Consider the following 11312-nt stretch of genomic DNA (forward strand, 5'->3'; position numbering starts at 1 on the left):
CCGACTTCCCCCACGACGCGGCGGGTCCATGGCCCGCCGTCGACTCCACTCGACTAGGCGCTCACGCCGAGGGCCGCCAGCGCCCGTTCCTTCACGGCCTTGTAGTCAACCTTCCCGTTGGGGGCGCGTCCGATGGACTCGACCACCACAAGCTCGCGCGGCGCCTTGTAGCCCGCAAGCTGCGCGTGCACGTGGGCCGAGAGTTCGGGCAGGGTCGGCGAGGCGCCGGCCTCGGGCTCGACCACGGCGCAGATCCGCTCGCCGAACCGAGGGTCGGGTACGCCCACGACCACCGCGTCGCGCACGGCCGCATGGCGCTTCAGCGCTTCCTCGACCTCTTCGGGGAAGACCTTCTCGCCACCGGTGTTGATGCAGACCGAGCCGCGGCCCAGCAGCTTCAGCGTCCCGTCTGTGTTCACCTCGGCCCAGTCGCCGGGGACGCTCCAGCGGACGCCTTCCATCACCTTGAACGTCTTGGCGGTCTTCTCTTCGTCCTTGTAGTAGCCGAGCGGGAGGAAACCCGTGACCGCCACCAGCCCGCGCTCGCCCGAGCCGGGCTCCACGCGGGTTCCGTCCTCGCGGAACACGCCGGTGTTCGGGCCCAGCATGAACGCCGCCGTCTGGGCCTCCTGACCCGCGGCCGACGCCGAGGCGCCCAGTCCGACGGCCTCGGACGAGCCGAAGCTGTCGGCGATCATCGCCTGCGGGATGTGCCCCAGCAGCCCGCGCTTGTTCTCGTAGCTCCACATCGAGCCCGACGAGCTCATGGCCCGGACGCTCGAGAGGTCCCACTTCCCGGGATTGGCGTCGAGCGCCTCGAGCATCGGCGTGGAGAACGCCAGGCCCACGATCACGATGTTGGTGGCCTTCAGCCGCTCGACCTCGTTCCACAGCTCGATGGCGTTGAACTTGCGCGAGGGCAGGGTGCACACCGTGCCGCCGGCGTTGAAGGCGATGAAGGCCGAGAACTGGCCGGTGCCGTGCATCAGCGGCGCGGCGACCATCGACGTGGGCTTCAGGTGTTCGGGCCCCTTGATCCGCGCCACCAGCTCCTCGATCGAGGTCGCCGGCGGGATCCCCAGCGCCGCGTTGCCGCCCGCGCCCAGGACCTGGAACAGGTCGTCCTGGCGCCACATCACGCCCTTCGGCATCCCGGTGGTTCCGCCGGTGTAGAGCAGCAGCAGGTCGTCGCCCGACCGTCCCCAGGGCGCCTTCACCGGACGCTGCGCCGGCGCCTTCGCGACGATCGCGTCGTAGTCGTCCGCCCAGGCGGGTACGGCGTGGCCCGGCTCGGCCACCGCCACCCAGGCCTTCACCTTGGGCAGCTGGGGCCGGATCTTTTCCAGCAGTTCGGTGAAGCCCGCGTGGAACACCACGGCCTCGGCGTCGGCGTTGTCGAAGAGGTAGCGCACCTCCTCGGGCCCGTAGCGGTAGTTGGTGTTGACGGGCGCGAACCCGCCCTTGAACGCGGCGAAGTAGGTCTCGAGGTACTCCGGCCCGTTGAACAGGTAGCCCGCCACCTTGCCCTGGCGGCTGAGGCCCTTGGCGATGAAGTGCGCCGCGAGCGCGTCCGCGCGGGCGTCGAACTGGGACCAGGTCAGCACCCGGTCCGCCTGGATCTGGGCCGCCTGATCGGGCTGCGACCGCGCGATCGCTTCCCAGATATCCGCAATGGTCCAGCCCATGACGCTACGCCTCCCGACAAGCTCTTGTTCGTTGGTGGAAATCTGGCCTCCTGCCGTGGGGTTATGTCAAACGTCCGTTGGCCCGTGGGCGCCGTAACGGACGCCACCCGGCATGGCGCGCCCCAGCAAATCTGAAGAGGCGCCGAGACATTCCCTATATTCCTACAAAACGAGTAGGAATAAAGTCTCGTCCATGCCCCACGCCCTGATCGAGATCGCCCTCGACGACGGCGCCGTCGACGCCGCCGTCGCCACCCCGCCCACACCCGGGCGCCACCCGCCGATTCTGCTGCTCGGAGGGCGCCGTGGGCTGGATTCGAGGCTGCTTTCCTGGGCGGCCCGGTTATCCGCCCACAGCTTTTTCGTCCTGGCGCCCGATTTGTCGGACCTCTCGGCCGATGACCGCCGTGAGGCCGGCTGGGCCGCTCTGGACCACCTGGCGGACGAGCGCGCCTGCGACGACGAACGGGTGGGCGTGGTTGGTTTCGGGGCCGGGGCCGACCTCGCGCTGGTGCTCGCGGGCTGGCGCGCCGAGCGGATCGCCGCCGTGGCGGCCTACGGCGGGCGTGGCTTCGGGCCCCGGTCCGCGGTGGAGATTGCCCAGAGAATCAACGGGTTCGTCCGCATCGGATACCAGCTTGGCGGACACGCGGGCCGTGCGGGCGTCGTCGAGACGGCGTTGGCTGCGGCGGGCGTCCTGTTCGACATCGAGGTCTACGGCGAGGAGCCGGACGGGCCAGGCCTGATCGACCTGATGCACCGCGTTCTGCGCCCCGCGGCAGCGGCGTCGCGCGCCTTCGAGGCGGACAACCCGGCGACGCCGGCCCCCCCGTGGCGCATCTCCGGTGGCGCGCCGCCTCTTCCGCGTTAGGATGCATCCAAGCGACTCGGACCCGGCCCCCCGCCGGGCGGTCGTGCGACACTCACTAGCTGGGGGAGCCCATGGCCACTGGAAAAAACACGAACGCCCTGCAGAAGCCCCTGACGCCCTCCGCCGAACTGGCTGCCGTCGTGGGCTCGGGCCAGCTTTCGCGCGGGGAAACCGTCTCGAAGATCTGGGACTACATCAAGAAGAACAACCTGCAGAATCCCGCGAACAAGCGCGAGATCCTGGCCGACGCCAAGCTGAAGCCGATCTTCGGCGGCAAGGACAAGGTCAGCATGTTCGAGATGAACAAGCACCTGGCGGCCCACCTGAAGTAGGGCGGGATGCAGCGGCGCCTCGCATTGCGCCGCGTGTACGGTGTCAGGGACCTCGCGGGCTGTTCGCCCTGCGAGGTCTCTTCACTTTTGGGGTCCGGCCCGACATAAGGGCCGGCTCCGCAAACGGACCACCACGTGACCGCGCCGAACAGAGCCATCATCCTCGCCGCCGGCCAGGGCAAGCGCCTCCTGCCGCTCACCGAGGACCGTCCCAAGTGCCTGGTCGAGCTCTCCGGCCGCAGCCTGCTGGCGTGGCAGCTCCTGCGCCTGCAGGCGGCCGGGGTGGCCGAAACGGTGATCGTGACGGGCTTCCGCGCCGACGCCGTGGAGGCCGAGATCGCGAAGCTGGGCCTCGCCATGCCCGTCCGGCTGGCGTTCAACCCCTTCTACACCGTCAGCGACAACACCGCCTCGTGCTGGATCGTCCGCGAGGAATTCGACCGCGAGATCCTGGTGCTGAACGGGGACACGCTGTTCGGTCCGGGCGTGGCCGAGGCGCTGCTGGCGGCGCCGCCCGCGGAGATCACGGTCACCATCGACCGCAAGCCCGCCTACGACGCCGACGACATGAAGGTGCTGACCGAGCACGGCCGCCTCGTCGCCATCGGCAAGACCATCGAGGCCTATGACGCCGAGAGCATCGGCTTCCTGCGCTTCTCCAAGGCGGGCGCGGCCAAGTTCCGCGCCGGCGTCGAGAGCGTCCTGGCCCACCCCGAGGGCCTGCGCCGCTGGTACCTGTCGGTCATCGACGAGCTCGCCCGCGCGGGCGTCGACGTGAAGGTCTGCTCCATCGAGGGGCTCGAATGGGGGGAAATGGACTTCCCCCAGGACGTCGACAACCTCAACCGCCTCTCCAGCGGCTGGACCGCACCGGCCTAAGGATCGGACACGCGCGGCGAGGGGCCGCTACGCGTCGCCGACGATCTTCCGCACCAGGTCCAGGTCCGCGGGCTTGTCCACGTCCACCGAAGCCAGGCCGTAGGGCGTCTCCACGATCGCCGCGGTGACGCCGGCAAGACGGCCAAGCCGTTCGGCCGCGGCCTTCAGCGTCAGCCAGCCCAGCGCATAGCTCGCCAGCATCCCGACGCCCAGGATGCCGGCCATGCGCCACGGGCGCTTCCGCTCGGCCTCCACCCGCCGCCAGAGGTCGACCACGGCCAGCGCGCGCGCGTTGGCCAGGTAGAACAGGTTGCAGCCGCTCCAGTGCCCGTCGGCAAGCTTCAGCCAGGTGCGCCGGGTGTCTGGGGCCGCCCGTTCCACGGTGGCGCGCGCGGCCACGAGGGCGGCGACGTCGGCGTCGCTCGGCGTGTCGTCCAGGAACCGGCGGATCCATTCGCCGTCCAGCAGCGCGTGATCCGCCGTCGTCACCAACAGCGGGGTCCCCAGGTGCGCGCCCGCCGCCTTGACGCTCAGGCTGGGTCCGGCCTGCTCGTCCAGGACCTCCAGGCCCAGGACTTCGGCCTCGCGCCGCACATCCGGGTGGCTGGAGACGACGGCGATCCGGCCCGCGCCTGCGTCGCGCAGCGCCACGGCCACCCGCGCCAGCAGCGTGCGGCCCTGCAGCCGGATCAGCGCCTTGTGCGTCGCCTCCCCATAGGCCGCGACCGCATCGACCGCGCCGGGCCGCGAGCCGGCCAGCACCAGCGCGGCGAACCCGCTCAAGCGAGCGCCTTCTGGTACAGCCGATAGGTCTTGTAGACCTTCGCGCCGCCCACGTCGCAGATGCGGCGCATGGCGGCGTTGTCCTCCAGGATCCACGAGAGTTCGTAGCGCTCGTAGCCCAGCTTGCGCGCCTGCTGGGCCACGGCGTCGATCAGCTGGAAGGGCAGGAGCTGGCCGCGCAGGCTGGCGGCGAACTTGCGCTTCACCCCCATCAGGGGCACGCGGCCGGTCTTCACGCCCTTCACCTTCAGCCGCCACAACAGCTTGGCCCAGCCAAACGGGAACAGCCGGCCCTTCAGGTCGGCGATCGCCTCGTTGATGTTGGGCAGCAGCACCATGAAGCCCGCCGGCTCGCCGTCGATGTCGGCGAACCAGGTGAGCCGGGGGTCGATCACCAGCTTCAGGGTCGTCGCCAGCGCCTGCGTCTCGGCCTCGGTGGTGGGCGTGAAGCCCCAGTTTTCGCTCCAGGCGTCGTTCAGGATGCTCGTGAGGGTGCGGACCTCGGCGTCGAAACGCTTCATGTCCAGCATCCGCAGGGTGACGCCCTCGGCCGGACCCTTGCGCACCCGCCGCAGGATCGGCGCGGGCAGGTCGTCGGCCACGCTGCAGACATAGGCGAAGATGTCCTTGGCCTTGGCGTAGCCCGCGCCCTCGATACGGCCGGGCGTGTGCGGCGCGTCGTGGCCCATCATGAACATCGGGGGCGCCTCGTGGCCCTCGACCAGCAGGCCCACCTCCTCGTTGGTGGAGAGGTTCACCGGCCCGACGGCCGTGCGGCAGCCCCGCGCCTTCAGCCAGGCCTCGGCCGTGGCGAACAGGGCGGCGAAGACCTCGGCGTCGTCCTCGGCCGCGACCATGCCGAAGTGGCCGACGCCGTCCTTCGTCGTGGGGTTCAGGTGGTCGATCTGGGCGCTGATCCGGCCCACGTCGCGGCCGTCCCGCACCGCCAGCCAGAACTGCACGTCGGCGTGCTCGAAGAACGGGTTGCCCTTGGCCGAGAGCGATTCCCGGCGTTCGAACATCAGGGGGGCGATGTAGTTCGGATCGCCCGCGCCCAGCCGCATCGGCACGCGGATGAACCGCTCAAGGTCGGCGGCGGTTTCGACCGGCTGGATCTGGACGCCCCCCAAGGCGCTAGCCCTCGCGATAGATCAGCATGGTCAATCCGAACGCGGCGAACATGGCGGGCGCCGCCCAGGCCGCCAGCAGGGGCGGCGCGGCGCCGTTCTCGCCCAGCGCCGTGAAGGCGCCGTCGAACACGAGGAACAGCAGGCCCGACGCCAAGCACTGGACGATCAGGGTGGCGCCGCCGCCGCGGAAGTTCGCCAGCGCCGCGGGCGCGGCCAGCAGCAGCATCACCAGGCACGCGGCAGGCGCCGCCCAGGCCCGCTGCAGCTGGGTGTCGTAGAACGTCCGTGGCCGAACCGAGAGGCCGCCGGCGAGCGCCCGGCTGGCCTCCGCCGGGGTCACCGACGTCTGCCCCATGGCCAGCGTCCGCACGTCCCCCGGCTTCAGGGTATCCGACCAGTCCATGGACCGCGCCGCGCCCTCGGCGATGCTGGCCGCGCCCAGGGTTTCGAACCGCGGCTCCACCAGCCGCCAGCGCTCGTTCTCGTAGACCGCCGCCCGCGCCGTGGTCCGCTGCACCAGCCGTCCGGTCTGGTCGCGCCGGTAGATGGTCACCTTCTCCAGGCTCCGTCCGTCCGGATCTCGGGGCACCGCGACGACGATCTCGTCGCCAAGCCGGAAGGTGAGGGGATCCACCACCTTGTCCGGATCCGCCGGCGTCGAGCTCTGCCACCACGTCGAAAGCTGCGCGTCGGTGCGCGGGGCGATGACCATGCCGATCGCGAGCTGCGCCACGGCCAGGGCCAGGGCGGCCGGCGCGGCGATCATCGTGACGCGGTAGGCCGATATCCCCGTCGAGCGCATGGCGGTCACGGCGCTCTCGCCGGCCAGCTTGCCGAAGGCGAACAGCGAGCCCGCCAGCACCGAAAGCGGCGCCGCCTGCTCGATCAGGCGCGGCAGCCGCAGCATCGCGTAGTAGGCCACGCCCTCGGCGCCCAGCTTGCGGTCGAGGATCTCGGTGGTCACGTCCAGCAGGTCGAGGATCTGCAGGATCCCGACCATGATCGCCAGGGCCGCGAGGATCCGCGATCCCATCAGGCGCAGCAGGTAGCTCGAGAGCGTCATGCCGGCTGCGCCTGGCCCGCGCGCCGCAGCTTGAAGCGCGCGACCTGGGTGGCGATCAGCTCCATCACCCGGCCGATCGGGGTCTCCCCGGGCCGCTTGCGGCTGCTGACGAAGACCACGATCGCGATGCTCGCGAAGACCACGAAGGGCAGGCCCACGGCGAGCGCCGGGTTCGCCCGTCCCGTGTCGGCCAGGCCCTCGCCCAGCTGGACGGCGTGGTAGAACGCCAGCAGCAGGAGGCCGCCCACGATCACGCCCGGCGCGCGGCCGCTGCGTTTGGCGGCCAGCCCGAGCGGCACCGCCAGCAGCGGCAGCAGCGGCAACACCAGCGCGCGCGCCAGCCGCCCGTAGAGCTCGCCCAGCAGGGTGTCGCGCGGGATCGACGTGCGCCCGCTTTCGGCCTGGTCGGCCAGCTCGAAGAGGGTCAGCTCCCGCTCGTCGCCGCCCCGCGAGCGCAGCAGCCGGGCCGGCCCCTGCACCGGCAGCTGCATCGTGAAGTCCTCGAAGCTGAGGAGCTCGGGGTGACCCTGGCGGTCATAGCGAAGCTGCTGCCCGTTCTTGAGCATCAGCTGCACGTTGCGGCCGTCGGCCGTGCGGCGGACCTCGGCCATGCCGGCGGTGGTGATCTCCTCGCGGCCGTTCTCGGTGATCCGGCGGATGAAGACCCGGCTGAGCTGCTGGCCGGCCGCATCGGCGGCGTCGGTCGTCATCGTCAGGTCCTTGGACGGGATCAGGATCGTCTCGGCGGGGACCAGCCCGTTCCAGCCGGCGTTCTGGGCGGTGTGCAGCACGGCGCGATAGGCGTAGCGGCTGTAGGGCTGCAGGAAGCCGAACACCACCAGGCTCACCGCCGCCAGCCCCGCGGCCAGGCAGAGGTAGGGCGCCGCCAGCCGCGTCAGCGACACGCCGGCGGCCAGGAGGGCGTCCACCTCGGAGGACTGGTTCATCCGGTTGACGACGATGATCAGCGCCAGGAAGAACGCCGCCGGCAGGGTCAGGCCCACGTAGTGCGGCACCAGGTTCACCGCGAGCTGCGCCACGAAGCCGAACCGGTCGCTGGACGCCGCCAGCAGGTCGAGCAGCCGCAGCGTGCGCTCCAGGAGCAGCGCGATCAGGGTGACCCCGGTCGCCCCGACCATCGGCCAGAAGGCCAGCCGGAGCAGGTAGCGGTCGATGCGGCTCAATCGGTCCCCCGGGGTGCGGCGGTCATGCCCGCCAGAGGGCGGCGAACTCGGCGGCCAGCGCGCCGGCCTCCTCCTCGCTCAGCGCGACGTGCGACGCAAGCGCCGGCGGACCCGGCCAGCCCGCATCCCGGAACACATGGCCGCCATGGCTGCGCTCGCCGTCGTAGCGCGGCAGCACGTGGAAGTGGACGTCGGGATCGACCATCATCAGCATCAGGTAGTTGATGCGCTCGTAGGCCACAGTATGGCGAAGCAGCGCCTCGACGCCGTCCACGGCGGTCTTGAGATCGGCGAAGGCCTCGGCCGAGAGATCCGAGAAGGCCGTCGCCTCCTCCTTGCAGACCACCACCAGCGATCCGTACGTCGGCTGCTGCGGCCGCACGAGCACCAGCCACTTCGCGGTCTCCGCGACCAGGGTGTTCGGGTGCCCGAACTTGCGGGCGGTGGCGTTGCTCACGGTGCGTCCCTGGCGATGCGGCGAAGCGCGATCATAGGGACCGGCCCCCCGCGGCGAAAGCGGGAACGGCGGCTTTCGTGCGCTCAGGCGCCGGCGAGCCGGAACCAGTCGGTGAGGCTTTGCCGCACGTGATCGGCCAGCGACCCCTGCGGGTCCATCGCCCACTGCACCAGGGCGCCGTGGTGCTGCGCGTCGAGCAGCGCGGCCGCCCGCTCCGCCGGGATCGGCAGCGGCGGCAGCCGCCGCACGATCGCGTCCCGGAACAGGGCGAACCGCTCCCGCGCCAGGCGGTTCATGGCCGGGTCGCGGATGTCCTCGCGAAGCCAGAGCAGGTGGTCGGCGAGGCTCGGGTTGTCTCCGAACAGGCGGGTGGCGTCGGTGTAGATGCCGATCACGACCTCGCTGCCGACGCCGTCGGGCAGCCCGGCGACCCAGGCCGTGAAGCGGACGTTGTCGTGGGCGAAGGCGCGCGCCACAAGCGTCTGCTTGTCGCCGAAGCGCTGGAGCAGCGTGGCCGGCGACACGCCGACGTCGCGCGCCACGTCGGCCAGCGTGAACCCCGCCGGCCCCGCCGCGGCCATCAGGGGCAGGGCGCGCTCCAGGATCGCCTCGTCGCTGATCGACTTCTTCCGCGGCACGCCTAGCGGGCTCCCAGCTGCGCCCAGGCGGCCAGCGCCGCCAGCTTCTGCTCCTTGCGCCAGGGCTTGCCCGCGTCCGCGCCCAGCGCCTTGAGAGTCGCCTCGATCTCGTCCGCGCCGAGGGTCAGCCGATCGCGCGCCGCCTCGGGCAGGGACTTCTCGTCGATCTCGGCGCAGGTCAGGCCGCAATGCCGGCACGCCGCACGCATCGCCTCGCGCACCGCCAGTCCTTCGGCCACCGCGGGGTGCTCGGGCGCGCCGAGGCTGTAGGCCAGGAGGTCGGTGATCCAGCCCGCGCGGTTGACCAGCAGCGCCGCCGACGCGGGCGCCTCGCCCTGGCGCCGCAGCCGCTCCACCAGCCCGCTCAGCGCCGCCGCGGCCAGGGCGTCCTGACGGCGGCGGCCTTCCTCGACCGCCGCGGCGGCCTCGGCCGTCGCGCCCTGCCGGGCCCGCTCGTAGGCGACGGCGTAGGGCTCCAGGGCAAGGCGGTCGCCCGGCTCCGCGGTCGCGAGGACGGTCGACAGCACGACGCGCGGCCCCGCCGTCACGGCGACGGCCACGCAGCCGCCCCGGCCCGCCCGCAGGCCGATGACGGCGGGAGGGGGCGCCGCGGCGCTCATCGCGCCACGGGCGCGAGGCCCGGCCCCAGGTCGGCGAAGCCCAGCGCCCGCGCCAGGTCCTCGGCCAGTTCACGCCGCTCGGGCACGCGGTGGATCTGCCAGTACCGCGACCACATCAGGAAGCGGCTGTAGTCGTCCTGCGGCGGCGGGTCGGCCGACGCCATGGCCTTCGCCTGGGCGTCGAAGAACCCGTGGAAGTCCGGCGTGCGCCCGTCGACGTCCGTGAAGCCGTACTCGCGCGCCACGTCGGCGGCGAACAGGGTGAGGCCCGCCTTGCGCCCGACCTGTGGGTCCGCCGCCAGGGCCGCGACCGCGCGTCCCACCAGCGCCGGCGATTCCGACTCCGCGAAGTAGGGGTCCTTGGCGACGGCGTCGGGCCAGGTCGTCTCGGTCACCCCGAAGTGCTCGAGCACCGCCTCCGAGCGCAGGAAGCCGGGCGAGACGGCGAGGGCGGTCACGCCGGTGCGCAGCAGTTCGGCGGCCATGCCGTAGGCCGCCCGTCCCAGCGCCGCCTTGACGAGATCGTACAGGAGGTGCCCGCGGTATCCCGGCAGATGGCCGTCGATCACCTCGACGATCAGGCCACGCTTCGCCGCCACCATCATCGGGGCCAGGTGGCGGTTGGTGATCAGGTGGCTGACCAGCGTCTGGTCCAGATAGGCGCGCACGCCCGAGAGGTCCGCCTCCCAGAAGCGCTTGCCCCAGTCGATCATCGGGTCGGCGCCCCAGACGCTGTTCACCAGCACGTCGAGCCGGCCCGCCTCGTCGCCGATGCGCGCGGCGAGCGCCGCCACCTCGTCTTCATGGGTGTGGTCGACGCGGACGCCGACCGCCTGGCCGCCGGCCGCCTGGATCAGCGCGACCGTCTGGTCCAGCGTCTCGGGCCGGTCCATGCCCGGCGGATGGCCCGCCGCGCTGCGCCCGGTGCAGTAGACGCGCGCGCCCGCTTCGGCGAGCGCCCGGGCGATCCCTCGGCCCGCCCCGCGGGTGGCGCCGGCCACAAGCGCAACCTGCCCCTCGAGAGGCCTCTCCATGCGACCGCTCCCGTTTATAAATGAATGCACATTTATAAACCGGCCAGCCGCCTAAACAAGGTGTTTAGCCGCTAGATGAGGTGGAAGCGCCCCAGCGTCGCCACCGTCCGATCCGGCGCCAGGCCGTGCGCCGTGACCCGGGCGCGGAAGCCGCCGCCCTCGGCCGTGACCTCGATCTCGTTCCAGCGCGCGGGCTGGTCGTGCGGGCGGCCGAGGGGCGTGGACGCCGAGGGCACGCCCAGCGCGGGGATCGGGCCGGCGGGACCCGGCAGGCTGCTCAGCACCGCCTCGTGGGCATGGCCGTGCAGGACAAGTTCGCACCCTGCGTCCGCGACCGCGGCCCTCAGCGCATCGGCATCCGTCAGCGACTTGCGGCCCGACACGACGCCGCGGGACACCGGATGGTGCACCAGGACCACGCGGAAGCGCCCGCGTGTCTGGTCCAGCAGCGCCCGCGCGGCCTCGACCTGCTCGCGTCCGAGCGTCCCGGTGGCTAGGTGCAGCGGCGTGGGGCGCGCGGACGAGAGGTTGACCATCGCGACCGGGCCGCGCACCCGCAGGTACGGAAACCCGTCCGCATCCCCGTCGCCCAGCCAGGGGCGCCAGGGCGCGAAGGCCTCGGGCGCGCCGTGGGCC

Annotated in this window: 13 protein-coding genes; 3 read left to right on the forward strand and 10 right to left on the reverse strand. The window is 71.9% G+C overall.

The window, feature by feature from the left end; all coding sequences use genetic code 11:
* Nucleotides 1-53: 53 nt before the first annotated feature.
* Nucleotides 54-1685, reverse strand: a complete 1632-nt coding sequence (locus JNK30_RS03145; RefSeq protein WP_293480100.1) for an acyl-CoA synthetase — start codon at nucleotides 1683-1685, stop codon at nucleotides 54-56.
* Between the two features lie 193 nt (nucleotides 1686-1878).
* Between JNK30_RS03145 and JNK30_RS03150 the strand changes: the two genes are divergently transcribed.
* From JNK30_RS03150 to JNK30_RS03160, 3 genes are all read left to right on the forward strand, one after another.
* Nucleotides 1879-2556: a dienelactone hydrolase family protein gene (locus tag JNK30_RS03150; RefSeq protein ID WP_293480102.1), complete on the forward strand. Its 678-nt coding sequence runs from the start codon at nucleotides 1879-1881 to the stop codon at nucleotides 2554-2556.
* Between the two features lie 71 nt (nucleotides 2557-2627).
* Nucleotides 2628-2888: an SWIB/MDM2 domain-containing protein gene (locus tag JNK30_RS03155; RefSeq protein WP_293480104.1), complete on the forward strand. Its 261-nt coding sequence runs from the start codon at nucleotides 2628-2630 to the stop codon at nucleotides 2886-2888.
* A 135-nt stretch (nucleotides 2889-3023) separates the two neighbouring features.
* Nucleotides 3024-3767 carry a phosphocholine cytidylyltransferase family protein gene (locus JNK30_RS03160; RefSeq protein ID WP_293480106.1) on the forward strand — a complete coding sequence of 248 codons (744 nt, stop codon included), beginning with the start codon at nucleotides 3024-3026 and terminating at the stop codon, nucleotides 3765-3767.
* A gap of 27 nt (nucleotides 3768-3794) precedes the next feature.
* Here the strand turns inward: JNK30_RS03160 and JNK30_RS03165 are convergent, their stop codons facing one another.
* From JNK30_RS03165 to JNK30_RS03205, 9 genes are all read right to left on the reverse strand, one after another.
* Complete coding sequence (locus JNK30_RS03165) at nucleotides 3795-4550, reverse strand: nucleotidyltransferase family protein (protein WP_293480108.1); 756 nt, start codon at nucleotides 4548-4550, stop codon at nucleotides 3795-3797.
* A complete protein-coding gene (locus tag JNK30_RS03170; protein ID WP_293480109.1) occupies nucleotides 4547-5680 on the reverse strand; it encodes a dATP pyrophosphohydrolase in 1134 nt (377 codons plus the stop codon). The genes JNK30_RS03165 and JNK30_RS03170 overlap by 4 nt, the downstream gene beginning before the upstream one ends.
* Nucleotides 5681-5684: 4 nt before the next feature.
* Nucleotides 5685-6743: an LptF/LptG family permease gene (locus tag JNK30_RS03175; protein WP_293480111.1), complete on the reverse strand. Its 1059-nt coding sequence runs from the start codon at nucleotides 6741-6743 to the stop codon at nucleotides 5685-5687.
* Complete coding sequence (locus tag JNK30_RS03180; RefSeq protein WP_293480113.1) at nucleotides 6740-7927, reverse strand: LptF/LptG family permease; 1188 nt, start codon at nucleotides 7925-7927, stop codon at nucleotides 6740-6742. Before JNK30_RS03180 ends, JNK30_RS03175 begins: the two co-directional genes overlap by 4 nt.
* 22 nt (nucleotides 7928-7949) lie before the next feature.
* Nucleotides 7950-8384 (reverse strand): HIT family protein, encoded by a 435-nt coding sequence (locus tag JNK30_RS03185; RefSeq protein WP_293480115.1) that lies wholly within the window; start codon nucleotides 8382-8384, stop codon nucleotides 7950-7952.
* Between the two features lie 83 nt (nucleotides 8385-8467).
* Nucleotides 8468-9022 carry a TetR/AcrR family transcriptional regulator gene (locus JNK30_RS03190; RefSeq protein WP_293480117.1) on the reverse strand — a complete coding sequence of 185 codons (555 nt, stop codon included), beginning with the start codon at nucleotides 9020-9022 and terminating at the stop codon, nucleotides 8468-8470.
* Between the two features lie 2 nt (nucleotides 9023-9024).
* Entirely contained in the window at nucleotides 9025-9642 is a 618-nt protein-coding gene (locus tag JNK30_RS03195) for a hypothetical protein (protein WP_293480118.1), read from the reverse strand.
* Entirely contained in the window at nucleotides 9639-10676 is a 1038-nt protein-coding gene (locus JNK30_RS03200) for an SDR family oxidoreductase (RefSeq protein ID WP_293480119.1), read from the reverse strand. Before JNK30_RS03200 ends, JNK30_RS03195 begins: the two co-directional genes overlap by 4 nt.
* Before the next feature lie 71 nt (nucleotides 10677-10747).
* A partial coding sequence (locus tag JNK30_RS03205) for a metallophosphoesterase (RefSeq protein ID WP_293480121.1) occupies nucleotides 10748-11312 on the reverse strand: 565 nt, incomplete at its 5' end.

Source organism: Phenylobacterium sp., assembly GCF_016793225.1.
Lineage (GTDB): Bacteria > Pseudomonadota > Alphaproteobacteria > Caulobacterales > Caulobacteraceae > Phenylobacterium.